This window comes from Pseudomonas sp. HLS-6 TE3448, assembly GCF_053629555.1.
The window spans coordinates 2,616,840-2,635,073 of record NZ_JBRJIO010000001.1 but is presented as its reverse complement, the minus strand read 5'-3'; the positions used below and the strand labels follow the sequence as shown (position 1 = coordinate 2,635,073).

Genomic DNA, 18,234 nt, shown 5'->3' with positions numbered 1-18,234 from the left:
CAGCGTAGTTCAAGAAATGAAAACCCTATCAACCGCTTAGCCAGCGGCAATAGAAAAACTCATTCATTGACGTTAGTAGACGGGACCGACGGGTGGGAATAGTTCAGCGACTCAATGCAAGCCGAGTGAAGCGTAAGCACGAAAATATGAAAGAGAGATGAAAAGCCAGTGTTGGAAACGTCAGGGTTCCAGCTCAAAGCAAGTATTCATGTTGGAACTGCGGCACAGGAACGCTCAAATAGATCCTGCATGTACGCTGAAAGCCCTTCACGCACACGGCCTTGTTTACTCGCGCCGCATTCAATCAAACTTCAATTGAAGACTGATCTGCAGAGCCACTTTGATTAAACAAATCTTAAAAAATCTCATAGGCCTGGTGAGTTACACCGGACGACCTAGGCAAAACTGAAAGGGATTTTTCCTGGGTGAACTTGCTCAGGCCACCGTGCACTCCCGATGCCTCTCAACGCCCGTCATGTGCAGAAGAACGTTGCCAGATGAACGCCTCAAGGCGAGCTGGGCGCCAGCGATAACATCAACATCGGAGGGGGAAGGTAAATACGCGACGAGAAACCGTGGCGCTCTGGCAGGCAGATCGCTCCTGCATATGCAAAAGGCTACTGAGATCCGGAAACGAAAAAGCCCGCTCCTTTTCAGGAAGCGGGCTTTTCGTGCCTGAACAGTGAAACCAGATAATTGGATTTCACAGTTATGAAATTTATTAGATCGCTTGCAAATTTATGCAGCTTTCAAAATTTCACATATCAGACTGTATGTGGTGGGTCGTGTAGGATTCGAACCTACGACCAATTGGTTAAAAGCCAACTGCTCTACCAACTGAGCTAACGACCCGTTGGATGAGGCGTATAATACTGATTTCTAACGAGAAATCAACACCTCATGTAAAAAAAATCAAAAATAATGCGTTGGGTCTGCTACACCGGCAGCCTTGAAGCCTTCGGCGCGCAGGCGGCAGCTGTCACATTTTCCACAGGCACGCCCCTGCTCATCGGCTTGATAGCAAGAAACGGTAAGGCTGTAGTCGACACCCCGGGCAATACCGGCCTGGACGATCTGCGCCTTGCTCAAGTTCTGCAGCGGCGCTTGAATTCTAAAGCCCTGACCTTCAACACCGGCCTTGGTCGCCAGGTTGGCCATGCGCTCGAACGCCTCAATAAACTCGGGCCGGCAATCCGGATAGCCGGAGTAATCCACCGCGTTGACGCCAATGAAGATATCCCGCGCCTCCAGCACCTCGGCCCAGCCCAGTGCAAGCGACAAGAATACGGTATTGCGCGCCGGCACATAGGTCACCGGGATACCTTCACTCGGCGCCTCAGGTACGTCGATGCTGCTGTCGGTCAGGGCCGAGCCCCCAATACCGTTGAGGTTCAGGCCGATCACCTTGTGCTCGACCACTCCCAGATCACGGGCAACCCGTGCCGCCGCATCAAGCTCGGCGCGATGGCGCTGACCGTAGTCGAAACTCATGGTGTAACAGCTGTAGCCTTCTGCCTTGGCCATCGCGACCACCGTGGCAGAATCAAGGCCGCCGGACAATAGAATTACCGCACGTTTCTCAGTCATTGCATTACTCCCCTGTCAGCGTCCGGGCTCGTCATTCCAGAGCAGTTTGTGCAACTGCAACTGGAGACGTACCGGCAGATTGTCAGCCACGATCCAGTCGGCCAGATCAGTCGCCCGCACCTGATGATGGCTTGGCGAAAACAGCACCTCCCCCGCCCGCTGATCAAGACCGTACTGAATGAGCTTGGAAACGGCCCAGTCGTAGTCTTCGCGCGAACAGATCACGAACTTGACCTGATCGTTGGCCGTCAGCAGTTCGATGTTCTCGTAGCGGTTGCGCGCCACTTCCATGGAGCCAGGGGTTTTCAGGTCAAGGACGCGACTAACACGCGGGTCGACGGCTGAAATGTCCAGTGCACCACTGGTCTCCAGGGAGACCTCGTAGCCGGCATCGCAGAGTTTTTGTAGCAACGGGATGGCATTCGGTTGCGCTAATGGCTCACCGCCGGTAACGCAGACATAGCGCGGACGAAAGCCGGCAACCTGCTCGAGAATGGAGTCCAGGGTACGCAACGTGCCGCCACTGAAGGCATAGGCACTGTCACAGTACTGGCAGCGCAAAGGGCAGCCAGTGAGACGAACAAACACCGTGGGCAGGCCAGCGGTACGCGTTTCACCCTGCAACGAGTAAAAAACTTCGGTAATACGTAGTGTGTCTTGCATAGTCGCCACGGGCGTAACAGCTAAACAGGCTGTCCGCCTCCGTCAGGCACCGCTACGAACCCGTCATCGCGTAGTTCGCAGCAGCGTATTCAAATAAAGGGCGCAAATTCTAACGAAAAAACCCGCGACAAGCGCGGGTTTTCTTTTAAGCCGTTGACTTAGAGCTTCTGCAGGTCACGCTGGGCCAGTTGTGCGGCCGAGGTACCAGGGTATTGATTGACCACTTGCTGCAGAATGCCCTTGACGCGATCGGTATGCCCCAGTCGACGCTCTACGTCGGCCAGTTTATACAGTGAATCCGGCACCTTGTTGTGCTTCGGATACAGCTGGCTGACCTTTGCAAAGGCCTGACCTGCACCTTGCAGGTCGCCCTTGGCCAGGTTGACTTCACCCAACCAGTACTGGGCATTGCCGGCATACTGACTATTCGGGTATTTGCGCAGGAAGGCATTGAATGCCTGGCTGGCCTTGTCGAAGTCCTTGGCCTTGATCAGGTCGAAGGCAGCGTCGTAGTACAGCTTCTCCTTCGCCGGATCACCCGGCTCGGAGCTGGCAGCAGGCTGAGAAGCCGGCGCTGCGCTATTGTCGACGGCGGCGCTGGCGCCACCGGCAGCAGAATTCTCAGGAGTCGCGGCAGGTGCAGCACCGCTTCCAATACGTCGATCCAGGTCCTGATAACGCTCCAGGCCTTCCTGTTTCAAACGCGCTACTTCGTTTTGCAGAATCTCGATACTGTTCTGCTGACGCTCTATCTGCTCCTGCATCTGCTGCAGTTGCATGAAGAGCTGACCCTGTGCCGAGGCAGGGGCCGAAACCCCTCCCCCGGCATAGGCGCCGTTCGTACCATAACCCGCGGGCGGATAACTGCTTGCGCCGTTATAGCCAGCGTTGTCATCAACAACAGGAACCTCACCCCAGGCCAGCAAAGGCAGGGAGAGAGCCAGGACGGTTACAGCACGACGGCACGTACGCATATCGAATTACTTACGCAGTTCGACGCGACGGTTTTGAGCCCAGGACTGCTCGTCGTTGCCGGTAGCAACTGGACGCTCTTCGCCGTAGGAAACCAGTTCCAGTTGGGCTGGGGAAACGCCTTGCAGTACCAGGTAGCGCTGAACGGCTTTCGCACGACGCTCGCCCAGAGCCATGTTGTATTCGCGAGTACCACGCTCGTCGGTGTTGCCTTCCAGAACGACGCGAGCGCCGTTGCCTTTCAGGTCTTTGGCGTGAACGTCCAGAGCGCGCATGGCTTCTGGCTTCAGGTCCGAGCTGTCGTATTCGAAGTAGAAGGTGGTGATTGCGCGCAGAGCAGCTTCTTCGCTCAGGCTGCCGTCAACAGCACCAGTGTTGGCACCGTAGCCAGCGTTTGGATCGACAGCGCCTTCGCCAGCGTTGTCGCCGCCTTTCGAGGAGCAACCTACAGCTACGGCCATGGCCAGAGCCAGCGCAGCAAACTTACCAAACTTCAACATTTCCATCGTGAAACTCCTAATGAACCCCAATGTGTTAAGTACAACGTAAAGCGCCGCGTCAGTTCAGGTAAGGGGACCAGGACGGTTCTCTAACTTCGCCTTGAGCGGTAGGAAGCGGGAGCCTCACGCGGCCATTTAGCGACACGAGCATCAAGACTCCCCGGCCCTGCTGGCGGGTGGCGTAGATTAGCATGGTGCCGTTAGGCGCAACAGTAGGAGACTCATCAAGACTGGTCTCTGAGAGGATTTTTACGCTACCGCGCTGCAAATCCTGAGCCGCCACCTTGAAATTGGTGAAACCATCTTGACGATGAATCATCACCAATGTCTTTTCATCAGCCGACAACTTAGGGTTGGCGTTGTAGTTACCGATGAATGTCACACGCTCGGCGCCACCGCTGCCGATAGAGGTTTTATAGATCTGTGGCTTGCCGCCACGATCGGAGGTGAAGTACAGGGTCGAACCGTCTTTACCGAAGAAAGGTTCGGTATCGATGGCCGGGCTGTTGGTCACGCGGGTCAGCTGACGCGAACCCAGGTTCATCACATAGATCTCCGGGTTGCCGTCACGGGACAGCACGAAGGCCAGGCGAGAGCCATCGGGCGACCAGGCTGGCGCACCGTTGAGGCCTTCGAAGTTGGTGATCTGCTCACGACGACCAGTGTCGATGTGCTGAACGAAGATGCGCGGACGCTTCTGTTCGAACGACACATAGGCAATGCGCTTGCCATCTGGCGCGAAACGCGGCGACAGAATCGGCTCACGCGATTGCAACAGGGTCACCGCGCGGGCACCGTCGTAGTCCGAACGCTGCAGGGTGTAGCGGGTGTTGTTGGTCGAGAAGCGTTCGGCCGTCACGTAGAGCATGCGCGTCGAGAAGGCACCCTTGATACCGGTGAGTTTCTCGAACGACTGATCGGCGATGTAGTGCGACATGTCACGCAACTGGTCGACGCTGCCCGAAACGCTGCCGGTCAGCACTTGCTGCTCGGTGGCGACGTTGAACAGCGCGTACTGTACCTGCAGACGACCACCGGACGGCACGATGCTGCCGACCATGATGTACTGGGCACCCAGCGCTTTCCAGTCACGGTAGATCACTTCACCGGCCTGGGTCGGCAGGCTGATCATGTTCTGACGTGGAATCGGCGAGTAGTAGCCGGAGTTGCGCAGGTCGTTGCCAATGATGTCGGCCATGTCCTCGGGCAGCACACTGCCGCCCTGCAGACCGAACGGTACGACGGCGATTGGCGTGGCACGGTCGCTGCCACTGGTGACCATGATGTTCTTTTCCTCTGCAACAGCCATTCCCGCCGCACAGCAGAGAACGACCAGCAGTCCTCTAAGAAGGTTAATCACAAGGCTAGATCCTCAGGTGTGAATGTCATCTTGAATGAACGATAGGGATTGAATTCGCTCGGTTTCAAGCCCTGCATTTCGGTTAAGCGACCAATGTTCTTGACCGCCGCCACAGCCGAGTTGTCGAAAGGTGCATCACCACTGGAACGAGAAACACTCACAGAGGTAATGGTACCGTCCGGCAACATGCCGATCTGCAGGACCACCGTCATGTTCTTGCGAGCAGAAGGCGGACGCGCCCATCCCTCGGCCGCACGGGCACGGATCAGGTCATCGAAGCTACCGGCTACCTGGTCACCCTGCTCATCGGCCAGCGCCTGCTGCCGCTCGGTGGTATCGGACAACAGCTCGGCCAACGCCTGAGCCTTCTTGTCTTCTGCCGCCTTGCGAGCTGCTTCCACTGCTTTCTTCTTGGCCGCATCAGCTGCGGCTTTCTTTTTGGCCTCTTCAGCTGCCTTTTTCTTCGCCTCTTCGGCGGCAGCGGCTTTCTTGGCGTCTTCGGCTGCCTTTTTCTTGGCATCCTCAGCCGCTTTTTTCTTGGCTTCTTCAGCCGCCTGTTTCTTCGCCTCTTCTTCAGCCTTTTTCTTGGCTTCTTCTTCGGCTTTTTTCTTGGCGACATCAGCCAACTGCTTTTCTTCGGCTTTCTTCGCCTCAGCGGCCTTCTTGGCCTCATCGGCTTTCTTCGACTCGGCCGCCTTAGCAGCTTCCTCGGCTTTCTTCGCCTCAGCCGCTTCACGGGCCGCTTCAGCCTTCTGAGCAGCTTCTTCTTTCTTTTGTTCCGCAGCCTTCACCGCTTCCTGCTTTTGCTGCTCGACCTTTTTCTGCTCCATCTGTTCGACTTCGGTCTGGCGCGAAGCGGTTTTCTTCGCTTCCCCGGCAATCTTCTGATTGGTCTGGGTGGTCGCCTGACTCTTGGACTTGAGCTGGTACAGGGTTGCCTGGACGATAGGCTTGGCCGGCGGCAGCTCCGGGGTCATGGCAAAACTGACAAACAGCATGCCGAACACCAGAACGTGCAGCGCGATGGCCCATACACTGGGCCAGAAATAGCTTTCCGAGGCGGATGGCTCTCGCTGTTGCATCAGGGCGCCTCGGTAATCAGGCCAACGTTACCGACACCCGCTTTCTGCAACCCGCCCATGGCGCCCATGACCGCGCCGTAATCGACGGACTTGTCACCACGGATGAAGACCTGGGTCTGTTTCCCCTGGTCACGTCCGGCAGCGATGATCTTGGTCACCGCGTCGGTCATTTGCGGCAAGGTCATTGCCTTGTCCATCTGCTTGTCGGTGTCGACTTCACTGCCAAGGTTCCAGTAATAGGTCTTGTCAGCCTTGATCGATATGGTCAGGACCTGGACATTGTTGTCCTGCGGCAAGGCTTCACTGGAAACCTTGGGCAGATCGACCTTCACGCCCTGGTTGAGCATCGGTGCGGTGACCATGAAGATGACCAGCAGTACCAACATCACGTCGATGTATGGCACCACGTTCATCTCGGCGACCGGCTTGCGTTTATGACGAACTCGGGCCATTGGTTTTTACCTGATCACTCTTCGCTGGTATGCACTTTACGGTGCAGGATGGCCTGGAACTCGTCGGCAAATGTGTAGTAACGACCGATCAACACTTCGCTGCGCGCAGCGAAACGGTTGTAGGCGATAACCGCCGGGATCGCAGCAAACAGGCCGATCGCGGTTGCGATCAGTGCTTCGGCGATACCTGGCGCAACAGTTGCCAGTGTGGCTTGCTGAGCGGAAGCCAGACCGCGGAAGGAGTTCATGATCCCCCAGACCGTACCGAACAGGCCAACGTAAGGGCTGGTGGAACCCACGGTTGCAAGGAACGGCAGGCTTTGCTCGAGCTTTTCCTCTTCACGGGAGATGGCGACACGCATGGCACGACCCACACCTTCCATGACCGCATCAGGATCGACACCCGGCTGCTGACGCAGACGCGAGAATTCCTTGAAGCCGGCACGGAAAACCTGCTCTACGCCGGAGTCCGGATCCGGGTTGCTACCAGCCTGGCGGTACAGCTTGGACAGGTCGATACCTGACCAGAAGCGCTCCTCGAAGTTTTCCAGCGCACGGCGACCGGCACGCAGCATGGTGCTGCGTTGAAAAATCATGATCCATGAGGTTACCGATGCGGCCACCAAAGCCAGCATGACCAGCTGTACAACGATGCTGGCATTGCTGACCAGGCTCCACATGGAGGTATGGTCGACGACGTTAGCTTCCACGCTTAATCTCCTGCATTTGAATGTGTACCCGGGCCGCCCGCTTCGACAAATGCCGCTCGCAGCTCGGAGGGAATGGCCCTGGGTTTGAACGTATCGGCGCACACACAGGCCACCAGAAACTGCCCTTCGCAGAGCAGCGTATTATCGTTTTCGCGCCAGACTTGCTGCACGAAGCGCAAGCTGGCTCGATTCAGCTCGAGCACCTGCGCCGTCACCCGCAATTCATCGTCCAGACGCGCTGGCGCGTGATAACGCGCCTCGCTGGAATGCACGACAAACAACATGTTCTGTGTCGCCAACTCCGACTGGGCAAACCCCAGGTCACGCAACCGCTCAGTGCGGGCGCGCTCCATGAACTTCAGATAGTTGACGTAATACACCACGCCACCCGCATCGGTGTCCTCGTAATAGACGCGACAGCGATGTGCGAATGGCTCAACCCCATTTTGCGCGCGCATACTCTAGTGCTTACTCCTGAACTTGCCAATCCGCGCCGGCAACTGTTTTTCATCGAATATGTCGTATTGCCAGCTCAACCCTTCCATGCCTGGCAATAGGACCACGAAAACGCGAGATAAATCTGTCACTCGTCAGCCGGAGCGGCGAAACCGTCGTCACGACCCGCCTCACCCGCACGAGCCGGAATGTTGAGGCCAAAGTGCAAGTAAGCATGCCGGGTCACCACCCGCCCACGCGGCGTCCGCATGATATAGCCCTGCTGAATCAGATATGGCTCCAGCACATCCTCGATAGTATGCCGCTCTTCACTGATCGCCGCGGCAAGGCTGTCGACACCGACTGGCCCACCATCAAACTTTTCGATCATGGTCAGCAGTAGACGGCGGTCTTGATGATCAAAGCCACGTTCGTCGACATCCAGCAGGTTCAAGGCCATATCCGCGACAGGCTTGGTGATATGCCCCTTGCCACGTACTTCGGCATAGTCACGCACCCGACGCAACAGCCTGTTGGCAATCCGCGGAGTACCACGCGCGCGCCGAGCGATTTCGAATGCGCCCTCGTCCTCGATCGGCAAACCCAGAATGCCACCGGAGCGGCTGACGATCGTCGCCAGGTCCTCCGTACTGTAAAACTCCAGACGCTGCACAATACCGAAACGATCACGTAACGGGTTGGTCAACATCCCCGCACGCGTGGTGGCGCCAACCAGCGTAAACGGCGGCAGATCGAGCTTGATCGAGCGAGCAGCCGGCCCCTCACCGATCATGATATCCAGCTGGAAGTCTTCCATTGCCGGATACAGCACCTCCTCCACGATCGGCGACAACCGATGAATCTCATCGATAAACAGCACATCATGCGGCTCAAGGTTGGTCAGCAGCGCCGCGAGGTCGCCGGGGCGCTCCAGAATCGGGCCCGAGGTGCTTTTGATCGAAACCCCCATTTCCTGGGCAATGATATTGGCCAATGTGGTTTTACCCAGCCCTGGCGGGCCGAATATCAGGGTATGGTCCAGCGACTCATTGCGCCCACGAGCAGCTTGAATGAACAGGCTCATTTGCTCGCGCACAACCGGCTGACCGATGTACTCGGCCAGGCGCAATGGACGGATAGCCCGATCCTGAACTTCTTCTCGATCACGCCCGGTGGCTGCAATCAAACGGTCTGCTTCGATCACTTAGATCATTCCCTTCAGGCTGCGGCGGATCAGTTCTTCACTGCTCAGTCCCTTGGCGTCCACAGCGGCCACCGCCCGACTGGCCTCCTGCGGCTTGTAACCCAAGGAAATCAGCGCGCTGACAGCATCCGACTCGGCACTGGAGACTGGCGCAACCGGCAGCGGGCCATTGGGCACCAAGGCGAACAGGCTCGGCGCGGTTTCCCAGGCCTTGAAGCGGTCCTTGAGCTCAACCAGCAATCGCTCAGCCGTCTTCTTGCCAACCCCCGGAACCTTGACCAGCGCTGAAGCATCCTGCGCCTGAACACAGCGTACCAGTTCATCGACGTCCAGCCCTGACATCAGTGCCAGCGCCAACTTGGGCCCCACACCATTGAGCCGGATAAGTTCGCGAAACAACTCGCGCTCACGCTTCTCATGGAACCCATAGAGCAGATGAGCGTCCTCTCGCACCACCAGATGGGTGTGCAATGTCACCGCCTCACCCACCTTGGGCAGGCGATACAAGGTCGTCATCGGCACTTCCAGCTCATAGCCAAGGCCGTTGACGTCAATAATCAAGTGCGGAGGCTGCTTTTCAGCCAACGTCCCGCGCAAACGTCCAATCACGTTTCGATCCTTTCCAAGGGTGACAGCAACACGCTGCTCACCTTAACAGCACAGACAGCAGCACGGGGCACCGCACCGGCAAAATCTACCTGAACCCATATGGCGTTCAGAGCCTCAGACGCCCGCTGCGGCTGCGGGCGCTACCCAACCCATGCGGCACCAGACTGGATCGAGTGTGCGCATGGCACAGTGCAATTGCCAAGGCGTCGGAGGCATCGATCTGTGGCTTTTGGGTCAGTTTGAGCAGGTGCATGACCATCATCTGCACCTGTTCCTTGTTCGCCCCGCCCGTTCCGGCAACCGCCTGCTTGACCTGAGTCGCCGTGTACTCGGCAATCTCCAGCCCCTCCTCGGCGGCGGCAACAATGGCCGCGCCACGCGCCTGGCCAAGCTTTAGCGCCGAGTCCGCATTGCGTGCCATGAATACGCGCTCAATACCCATCGTTACCGGCCCATGCGCCTGGATAATCTCGCGAACGCCGCGATAAACGATGTGCAAGCGCTCATGCAGCTCTCCATTGCCAGTGCGAATGCAACCCGAGGCGACATACTCACAGCCACGCCCGGTATGCCTCACCACACCGTAGCCGGTAATCCGCGAACCTGGGTCGATACCAAGAATCAGAGTCATAACGCCCGCATGCACAATGACGCCTTGATGCGCCGGTCAAAAGACAGAAGCCGGACCGCAGCCAGTGCAAGGCAATGGCTGCGGTCCGGCTTCGAACAAAGCTCGTAACAAAAGACTCAGGCGAGCTGTTCCATGATCTCGTCAGGAATTTCCGCATTGGAATAGACGTTCTGCACGTCATCCAGGTCTTCCAGCATATCAATCAGCTTCAACACCTTCTGCGCGCCATCCAGATCCAGCTCGGCACTGGTGGTCGGCTGCATCACGATTTCCGCATCTGCGGCCTTGAAGCCCGCCGCTTCAAGCGCACTGCGCACCGCATAGAAGCTGGCGAAGGAGGTAAAGACATCGAAGGAACCATCGCCGTTGTCGACCACATCATCGGCGTCGGCCTCCATGGCCGCCTCCATCAGCGCGTCTTCATCGACACCGGCAGCGAAGGATATCTGCCCTTTGCGCTCAAACAGGTAGGCCACAGAACCATCAGTGCCCAAGTTGCCGCCACACTTGCTGAAGGCATGACGCACTGCTGCAGCCGTACGGTTACGGTTATCGGTCATGGCCTCGACCATGATCGCCACGCCACCCGGGCCGTAGCCTTCGTAACTGAGCTCTTCAACGTTGTCGGCCTCAGTGGCACCGGCACCCCGCGCAATGGCGCGGTCGATGATGTCACGGCTCATGTTGGCACCGAGCGCCTTGTCCAGTGCCAGACGCAAACGCGGGTTGGACCCCGGATCGCCACCGCCTTGTTTGGCAGCAACCGTCAGCTCACGAATCCACTTGGTGAAAATCTTGCCTCTCTTGGCATCCTGGCGCTCTTTGCGGTGCTTGATGTTCGCCCACTTGGAATGACCTGCCATAACGCAACTCCGAATTCTGCTTGAAACACTTACCGGGCATGCCCAGCAGCTTTGTTACTACCGAAACGCAAGGGCGCATCCGAAGATGCGCCCTGTTTTCGCCTTACTCAGCCTTCTGCTGTTCGCGCAGTCGGATGTGCAGTTCGCGCAGGGCCTTGGCATCGACCACGCCAGGCGCCTGGGTCATGACGCAGGCCGCACTCTGCGTTTTCGGGAAGGCGATCACTTCACGAATCGACTGGGCGCCGGTCATCAGCATCACCAGACGGTCCAGGCCGAAGGCCAGGCCGCCGTGTGGCGGTGCACCGAACTTCAGGGCATCAAGCAGGAAGCCAAACTTCTCTTCCTGTTCCGCCGCCTCGATACCCAGCAGACGGAAGACCGCCTGTTGCATTTCCTTGCGGTGGATACGAATCGAACCACCGCCCAGCTCGGTACCGTTCAGGACCATGTCGTAGGCACGCGACAGCGCAGTCGCCGGGTTCGCCTCAAGCTCCTCAGGGGTGCATTTAGGCGCGGTGAACGGGTGGTGCAGCGCGCTGAAGCTACCGTCTTCGTTTTCCTCGAACATCGGGAAATCGACAACCCACATAGGTGCCCACTCGCAGGTGTGCAGGTTGAAATCGTTACCGACGCGGATACGCAGGGCACCCAGCGCTTCACTGACCACCTTGGCCTTGTCCGCACCGAAGAAGACGATATCGCCATCGACCGCACCGACGCGATCGAGGATCACATTCAGGTTGGCTTCCGGGATGTTCTTGACGATCGGCGACTGCAGACCCTCGACACCCTTGGCGCGCTCGTTGACCTTGATGTAGGCCAGGCCCTTGGCGCCGTAGATACCGACGAACTTGGTGTACTCGTCGATACGGCTACGCGGCATGCTCGCGCCACCTGGGACACGCAGCGCGGCAACGCGGCTCTTCGGATCGTTGGCCGGGCCACTGAATACCTTGAAATCGACTTCCTTGAGTTGGTCGGCAACATCGACCAGCTCCAGGGGAATACGCAGGTCTGGCTTGTCCGAACCGTAACGACGCATGGCCTCTTCGAAGGTCATGTGCGGGAACTCACCGAACTCCAGGTCCAGCACTTCCTTGAACAGCTTGCGGATCATGCTCTCGGTCAGGCCCATGATCTCGGACTCATCGAGGAAGCTGGTCTCGATGTCGATCTGGGTGAATTCCGGCTGACGGTCGGCACGCAGGTCTTCGTCACGGAAGCACTTGGCGATCTGGTAGTAGCGGTCGAAACCCGCCACCATCAGCAGCTGCTTGAACAGTTGTGGCGATTGCGGCAGGGCAAAGAAGCTGCCTGCATGCGTACGGCTTGGCACTAGGTAATCGCGCGCACCCTCAGGGGTGGCACGGGTCAGGATTGGCGTTTCGACGTCAAGGAAACCGTTTTCATCAAGGAAACGGCGGATGCTGGACGTGATGCGCGAACGCAGACGCAGCTTGTCGGCCATTTCCGGACGACGCAGGTCGATAAAGCGATAACGCAGGCGCGTCTCTTCACCAACATCGGAATACTCGTTGAGCGGGAACGGCGGGGTTTCCGCTTCGTTCAGCACGGTCAGTTCGTAACCCAGTACTTCGATGGCACCGGAGGCCATGTTTGGGTTGACCGCTCCGGCCGGGCGCGGACGTACCTTGCCGGTAATCTGCACCACGTACTCGCTGCGCACGCGATCGGCGGCAGCAAAGCTGTCTGCGCGATCCGGGTCGAACACGACCTGGGCCATGCCTTCGCGATCACGGATATCGAGGAAAATCACCCCGCCGTGGTCGCGGCGACGATGGACCCAGCCGCAAAGGGTAATTTCCTGACCTTCCAGGCTCTCGTTCAGTTGGCCGCAATAATGGCTGCGCATCATGATGGTGGTTTCGCTTCTCGTCATTCGAAAATTCAGTGGAGGTCTTGGCGCCGCAAGGGGCTAATAGTGCAAGACCCTGCCGGTGCAGTTCAACTCAGTCAGCCTTGTCGCCGCCTGCAAGATTCTTTTTCGCGCCGGTCTTGAAATCGGTTTCGTACCAACCGGTACCGCTCAGGCGAAAGCCTGGCACGGACAGCAGCTTTTTCAGCGCTGGCGCCTGACAGGCCGGACAGTCGGTCAGTGGGGCAGCGCTGATCTTCTGAAGCACTTCCATCTGATGATTGCAGGAAGCACATTGATAGTCGTACAGGGGCATGAGGACGTCTCGCTAACTACGCTGCGGGCCTACGCCTCGCAGTAAAAAGCGCGATTATATATGGTTAAGGAAGCCTGTGCAGCCCGCCAGCATCCCACCGGGCGAATGATTCTAGGCCTCGGCAGCCCTGCCAAGCAGGTAGACCACGCAAATGACCCGCACCAGACCGCTGAAATTTTTCACGCCACCATGGCGCAGGTGCACCTCCCGGTCCACATAAGAGAGCACGCAATTGACCGTGCAACCATTGGCAACCGCAATACGCTCAAGAATCTTCCAGTAGACCTCCTCCAGTCGCAGGCAGGTCGCAAAGCCATTCAAGCGCACCGAGCGCGACAGCGGTTGTGCCAGGCTCATATTGAAATCCGCTTCGAACGGATCAACGGTCACGCCGTGAAAGCCCAGTGCTCCTCGAGCATCGCGACTCAACATTCGAGACATATCAGTACCACGCTTTATAAATAAGAGAACAAATAAGCGACTAACGCCGCACGCCCTCTTATAAAGCGCCGAACATAATTTTCATTCTAGAAGAACAAAACGCTATTGCCGTAGGAGCAATCCGCCAGACACGAGATAAAAATTCTACCGACGAAACACTTCCCTGCGCACCGACAACAGCGTTATAAATAAAAAAGCCTGACCCCTAAAGGGCCAGGCTTTTTAATCAGATAAGGAAATATTGCCTGATTAACACCCAAACATTACTTATCCAACAACACACGCAACATCCAGGCGGTCTTTTCATGCACCTGCATACGCTGAGTCAGCAGGTCGGCGGTCGGCTCATCACTGACCTTGTCGAGCAACGGAAAGAGGCCGCGCGCGGTCCGCACGACCGCCTCCTGGCCTTCCACCAGCTGACGAATCATTTCTTCAGCCGACGGCACGCCTTCCTCTTCCTTAATGGAAGAAAGGCGCGCATAGGTGGAATAAGTTCCCGGCGCAGGAAAGCCCAACGCACGAATACGCTCGGCAATTAAGTCCACGGCCAAGGCCAATTCGTTATACTGCTCTTCAAACATCAGGTGTAGCGTACGAAACATTGGACCACTGACATTCCAATGAAAGTTATGCGTTTTCAGATACAAGACATACGTATCCGACAACAGACGGGACAAACCTTCCACGATAGATTTGCGGTCTTCTTCACTGATACCGATATCAATTGCCATGTCATTCCCCTTCCTATGGTGCCTGCTCATCAAGCAGGTATGTTTGCCACTCTACCAAGACTCGCCTACCCCTGCAGCCTTCCCGGCAGACCTGCGACAGATTGCAGCGGCAGAATCGGCCAAACCTCATGCCATATGAGCCGCCGCCGACCGCCGATTTGAGAACCCCCAAGCTTTGCTGTTAAATAGGTAGCGTGTTGTCATTACCAATCATCCAGGCCATGACGCATAGGCTGCTCCTCCATGTTTTTGCGCCCTAATGTGCACCTGCGCGCCATGGAGCCAGCTCTTCCTGTGATCCTCCTTATACAATGTGAGCCAACCACCATGTTCAAGATCGTCCACATCCTGACGGGCGCAGCCGCTTTGCTGCTGTCCTTAATACCCAGCCTGAGAGCCGATGCGGCACCTTTCCTGCAGCAACCGGACGCCGTCTACCTGGCACTCTTCGGCCTGCTCAACCTGACCCTGGCTCCTGTTGCAACGCTGCCGCGTCCTCGTCAGCACCTGCAACAACTGGCAAGCGCACTGCTGGTACTGGCAGTGGTTCTGCAAACCATCACCCTGCTTGCCCGCCAGGACATGGGAAGCCTGCCCGCCCTGATCTGCGCAGTGCTTGCAGTCATTACCCACCTGATCGCAAACCTGGTAAAAACCCGCCCCCTTCACAATCAAGCCCCAAACTACGATATGAGCAATCGTGATACAGGCACCGTGAAGTGGTTCAACACCTCTAAAGGCTTCGGCTTCATTTCCCGCGACTCTGGCGATGACATCTTCGTTCACTTTCGCGCCATTCGCGGGGAAGGCCACCGAGTACTGGTCGAAGGCCAGCGTGTCGAGTTCTCGGTCATGAACCGCGACAAGGGCCTCCAGGCAGAAGACGTGATTGCCGCACCACGCCGCTGATTGCATACAATAAAAAACCGCGACAGCCTGGCTGATCGCGGTTTTTTTGTACCCGTTGAACGGTGCTCTCAATAATGCGGAGGCGGCGCTTCCTCTTCAGCGCTCTGGTACTGACCTACCATCTCCTCATAGCGCTTGAGCAACGCCGACATTTGCAACTGCAGGCGCTCAACCACACGTTGCTGCTCGACCAGCACATCATTCAATGCCTGAACGGTGTCGTCCTGAAATGCCAGGCGGCTCTCCAGCTCCATGATTCTTAACTCAAGCGACATGGCTCAACCCTCCACGACTTGAAAATCATCATCCAGCGCCATCTTCAGGCGCTGGCGAATTTCGGCAAGCTGCTCTGCCGTGTACTGACTGGCAGGCGAATGCCCCCACACCGGCGAAGGCCAGGCCAGATCACTCCGACGCCGAACAATGACGTGCATGTGTAACTGACTGACCACATTCCCCAGCGTTGCCACATTCATCTTGTCTGCGGCAAAGCTGTCTTTGAGGGTTTCAGCCAGCTCAGTCGTTTCCTTCCAGAGCTGCTGCTGATCACCCCCATCAAGCTGAAACAACTCACTGACTTCAGCACGGCGAGGCACCAGAATAAACCAAGGGTAGTTCGCATCCTTACTCAGTAACAGACGGCAGAGCGGAAAATCACCCAGCACATACGTATCCTGTTCAAGGCGCGGATCCAGAACAAACACGGCACATCTCCCGACAGTCGATAACCCGTCTCACTTGCATTGACACCAAGCAGACCACTACACGCAGAATACCGCTGTTCATCCGACAGAGCACGACCGATCAAGGCCACACGCATCAGCAGCGCCAATTTATTGAAACAAAAGCCCCTTAGTTACATAGCTAACAATCTAACGGTAACAGAAGCGCTACTTTTCGCACCAAAATGACGCCACCCGCTCCAGCCGAATGCAGCGAGTATCCAAAATCTACCCAACACCCGTTGCGCCGACAGTAACGCCCACGTGAAAACCCGAAAAAAGCCTTATGTCATTAGTGCAGAACCGATCAAACCAAGCGATCTTAGCCCCCCGCGTTTTCGGCATTTGCAGGCGTTTTCGTAAAAAAAGGTGAAAAATTTGTGAGGCCGGCACTGATTTGTGCACGCTTGTTGCATCCATTGCTGACCATAGTCGACACAGCACCATCCTGAACACGGTGAGTGCGACAGATAACAACAGCTGCATGGGTAACCAGGGAGTTGCTGGCGCCGAGGGTTAGATTATTTTTACCTATCCTTAAGCCGCCCAAAACAGCGCTGGAGTTCTACGCCCCGTAAAACCGGGACGTGATTTGCGACAGGGACAACACTGTTTGCGACATGACCGTAAAGTTACCGAAAGGTTCATTTCGCAAGTATCGCCAACATGCGTCAGCGTGATATACATTCCGCCGACGCAAAAAAAGAAAGAGCCGCCCGCATAAAAAAACCAGTTGGGCTGGCAGCAACTCTTCCTAAAAACCAAAGGAGCAAGTCACGATGCGCGTGATGAAGTGGAGCATTATCGCCCTGGCCGTAGCCGCGGGTACCTCACAACTGGCAATGGCATCTTCCCAGGATGAATCCAAGGGTTTTGTTGAAGACAGCGCGCTGAACGTCAAACTTCGCAACCTGTATTTCAGCCGTGACTTCCGCAATAACGACAGTGGCCAGAGCCGCCGCGAAGAGTGGGGCCAAGGCTTCATCGGTACCTTTGAATCGGGCTTCACCCAAGGCACCGTTGGTTTTGGTGTAGACGCCATTGGCTTGCTGGGTCTGAAACTGGACAGCGGCAAAGGCCGTGCAGGCACCGGCTTGTTCCCGACGGGCTCTGATGGTCGCTCGCAAGACGACTACTCCGAGGGTGGTGGCGCAGTCAAACTCCGCATCTCTGACACCGTTCTGAAAGTCGGCGACCAGTTCACCGCGCTGCCGGTTCTCGCTACCGACGACAGCCGTTTGCTGCCTGAAGTTGCAGAGGGCGCCCTGATCACCAGCAACGAAATCAAAGGCCTGACCCTGCACGCCGGTCACTTCACTGGCATCAACGCCCAAGATCAAACCGACCGTGACAGCCTGCACCTGAAAAAAGCCGATGTTCTCGGTGGCACCTACGCAATCACCGACACCCTGAGCACCAGCCTGTACTATTCGAAAGTAGAAGATTACTGGCGCAAGTACTACGCCAACGTGAACTGGAGCCTGCCGATCAGCGACGCGCAAGGCTTGGTATTCGACTTCAACATCTATGACACCAAAGGCGAAGGCGCTAACAACGTCACGGCGTATGACGGTCAAAAACTTGACAACCGTGCGTTCAGCCTTTCGGCTGCATACAACATTGGCGCTCATACATTCACCCTTGCCCATCAGCGTGTAACCGGTGACGGTGACTACGCTTATGGCGTTGATGGTGGCGGTACCATTTTCCTGGCCAACTCGGTACAACGCTCCGACTTCAACGCTGAAGACGAAAAATCCTGGCAAGCTCGCTACGACCTGAACATGGCCACCTACGGCGTTCCAGGCCTGAGCTTCATGACCCGCTATATCCGTGGTACCGATGCTAACGTAGAAGGTACTAACAACGGCAAAGAGTGGGAGCGTAACATCGAAGCGAAGTACGTCCTGCAGGAAGGCCCAGCAAAAGACCTGAGCTTCCGTGTTCGCCAGGCGACCTACCGCTCCGCAGACGGCGTTTACTACGGTTCGCCATCCATCGACGAAGTACGTGTGATCGTCGAGTACCCGCTGAGCATCCTGTAAGCCCTTCGGCTACCGGTAATCAGTACGAAAAAGCCCGGCATTGCCGGGCTTTTTCTTTTATTGCAAACAGATAGCTGCAGTTTCAGCCGCCACCATCCTGTACGTCACCGAATCCCGCCC

At 56.8% G+C, this 18,234-nt stretch carries 21 protein-coding genes and 1 tRNA gene; 2 read left to right on the top strand and 20 right to left on the bottom strand.

Features of this window, described 5'->3' with window-relative positions; all coding sequences use genetic code 11:
• Positions 1-776: 776 nt before the first annotated feature.
• From AB7M23_RS12225 to AB7M23_RS12140, 18 genes are all read right to left on the bottom strand, one after another.
• A tRNA-Lys gene (locus AB7M23_RS12225) sits at positions 777-852 on the bottom strand.
• A gap of 60 nt (positions 853-912) precedes the next feature.
• Positions 913-1,587, bottom strand: a complete 675-nt coding sequence (gene queC, locus AB7M23_RS12220; RefSeq protein ID WP_065759639.1) for a 7-cyano-7-deazaguanine synthase QueC — start codon at positions 1,585-1,587, stop codon at positions 913-915.
• Between the two features lie 15 nt (positions 1,588-1,602).
• On the bottom strand, positions 1,603-2,250 hold the full coding sequence (gene queE / locus AB7M23_RS12215; protein WP_065759640.1) for a 7-carboxy-7-deazaguanine synthase QueE: 648 nt from the start codon (positions 2,248-2,250) through the stop codon (positions 1,603-1,605).
• Positions 2,251-2,408: 158 nt separating this feature from the next.
• Positions 2,409-3,224 (bottom strand): tol-pal system protein YbgF, encoded by an 816-nt coding sequence (gene ybgF / locus AB7M23_RS12210; RefSeq protein ID WP_330522106.1) that lies wholly within the window; start codon positions 3,222-3,224, stop codon positions 2,409-2,411.
• A 6-nt stretch (positions 3,225-3,230) separates the two neighbouring features.
• Positions 3,231-3,728: a peptidoglycan-associated lipoprotein Pal gene (gene pal / locus AB7M23_RS12205; RefSeq protein ID WP_042121796.1), complete on the bottom strand. Its 498-nt coding sequence runs from the start codon at positions 3,726-3,728 to the stop codon at positions 3,231-3,233.
• Positions 3,729-3,780: 52 nt separating this feature from the next.
• Positions 3,781-5,031 (bottom strand): Tol-Pal system beta propeller repeat protein TolB, encoded by a 1,251-nt coding sequence (gene tolB / locus AB7M23_RS12200; RefSeq protein WP_330522165.1) that lies wholly within the window; start codon positions 5,029-5,031, stop codon positions 3,781-3,783.
• 47 nt (positions 5,032-5,078) lie between these two features.
• Positions 5,079-6,164 (bottom strand): cell envelope integrity protein TolA, encoded by a 1,086-nt coding sequence (gene tolA, locus AB7M23_RS12195; protein WP_102053492.1) that lies wholly within the window; start codon positions 6,162-6,164, stop codon positions 5,079-5,081.
• On the bottom strand, positions 6,164-6,616 hold the full coding sequence (tolR, locus tag AB7M23_RS12190) for a protein TolR (protein ID WP_065761580.1): 453 nt from the start codon (positions 6,614-6,616) through the stop codon (positions 6,164-6,166). Before tolR ends, tolA begins: the two co-directional genes overlap by 1 nt.
• Before the next feature lie 14 nt (positions 6,617-6,630).
• The gene (tolQ, locus tag AB7M23_RS12185) at positions 6,631-7,326 is read right to left on the bottom strand and encodes a protein TolQ (RefSeq protein WP_065761581.1); all 696 of its coding nucleotides are present in this window, start codon (positions 7,324-7,326) and stop codon (positions 6,631-6,633) included.
• Positions 7,327-7,328: 2 nt separating this feature from the next.
• Positions 7,329-7,784 carry a tol-pal system-associated acyl-CoA thioesterase gene (gene ybgC, locus AB7M23_RS12180; protein WP_454240921.1) on the bottom strand — a complete coding sequence of 152 codons (456 nt, stop codon included), beginning with the start codon at positions 7,782-7,784 and terminating at the stop codon, positions 7,329-7,331.
• 125 nt (positions 7,785-7,909) lie between these two features.
• On the bottom strand, positions 7,910-8,965 hold the full coding sequence (ruvB, locus tag AB7M23_RS12175; protein WP_065761583.1) for a Holliday junction branch migration DNA helicase RuvB: 1,056 nt from the start codon (positions 8,963-8,965) through the stop codon (positions 7,910-7,912).
• Complete coding sequence (gene ruvA, locus AB7M23_RS12170) at positions 8,966-9,574, bottom strand: Holliday junction branch migration protein RuvA (protein WP_099773800.1); 609 nt, start codon at positions 9,572-9,574, stop codon at positions 8,966-8,968.
• A 106-nt stretch (positions 9,575-9,680) separates the two neighbouring features.
• Positions 9,681-10,205, bottom strand: coding sequence for a crossover junction endodeoxyribonuclease RuvC (gene ruvC / locus AB7M23_RS12165; protein ID WP_065761585.1), 525 nt, complete (start codon positions 10,203-10,205; stop codon positions 9,681-9,683).
• A gap of 116 nt (positions 10,206-10,321) precedes the next feature.
• The gene (locus tag AB7M23_RS12160; protein WP_065761586.1) at positions 10,322-11,068 is read right to left on the bottom strand and encodes a YebC/PmpR family DNA-binding transcriptional regulator; all 747 of its coding nucleotides are present in this window, start codon (positions 11,066-11,068) and stop codon (positions 10,322-10,324) included.
• 103 nt (positions 11,069-11,171) lie between these two features.
• A complete protein-coding gene (gene aspS / locus AB7M23_RS12155) occupies positions 11,172-12,947 on the bottom strand; it encodes an aspartate--tRNA ligase (RefSeq protein WP_065761594.1) in 1,776 nt (591 codons plus the stop codon).
• A gap of 94 nt (positions 12,948-13,041) precedes the next feature.
• The gene (locus tag AB7M23_RS12150; RefSeq protein ID WP_065761587.1) at positions 13,042-13,263 is read right to left on the bottom strand and encodes an FmdB family zinc ribbon protein; all 222 of its coding nucleotides are present in this window, start codon (positions 13,261-13,263) and stop codon (positions 13,042-13,044) included.
• Positions 13,264-13,374: 111 nt separating this feature from the next.
• Positions 13,375-13,704: a ribbon-helix-helix domain-containing protein gene (locus AB7M23_RS12145; protein WP_065761588.1), complete on the bottom strand. Its 330-nt coding sequence runs from the start codon at positions 13,702-13,704 to the stop codon at positions 13,375-13,377.
• A gap of 263 nt (positions 13,705-13,967) precedes the next feature.
• Positions 13,968-14,438 carry a Dps family protein gene (locus tag AB7M23_RS12140; RefSeq protein WP_065761589.1) on the bottom strand — a complete coding sequence of 157 codons (471 nt, stop codon included), beginning with the start codon at positions 14,436-14,438 and terminating at the stop codon, positions 13,968-13,970.
• Between the two features lie 327 nt (positions 14,439-14,765).
• Here AB7M23_RS12140 and AB7M23_RS12135 point away from each other — a divergent pair, with 327 nt between their 5' ends.
• Positions 14,766-15,347 carry a cold-shock protein gene (locus AB7M23_RS12135; protein WP_099773799.1) on the top strand — a complete coding sequence of 194 codons (582 nt, stop codon included), beginning with the start codon at positions 14,766-14,768 and terminating at the stop codon, positions 15,345-15,347.
• A gap of 68 nt (positions 15,348-15,415) precedes the next feature.
• Here AB7M23_RS12135 and AB7M23_RS12130 read toward each other — a convergent pair whose 3' ends face one another.
• On the bottom strand, positions 15,416-15,622 hold the full coding sequence (locus AB7M23_RS12130; RefSeq protein WP_065761591.1) for a SlyX family protein: 207 nt from the start codon (positions 15,620-15,622) through the stop codon (positions 15,416-15,418).
• Positions 15,623-15,625: 3 nt separating this feature from the next.
• The gene (locus AB7M23_RS12125) at positions 15,626-16,051 is read right to left on the bottom strand and encodes an HIT family protein (protein WP_330522103.1); all 426 of its coding nucleotides are present in this window, start codon (positions 16,049-16,051) and stop codon (positions 15,626-15,628) included.
• Between the two features lie 797 nt (positions 16,052-16,848).
• Here AB7M23_RS12125 and AB7M23_RS12120 point away from each other — a divergent pair.
• Positions 16,849-18,114: an OprD family porin gene (locus tag AB7M23_RS12120; RefSeq protein WP_330522102.1), complete on the top strand. Its 1,266-nt coding sequence runs from the start codon at positions 16,849-16,851 to the stop codon at positions 18,112-18,114.
• Positions 18,115-18,234 lie beyond the last annotated feature (120 nt).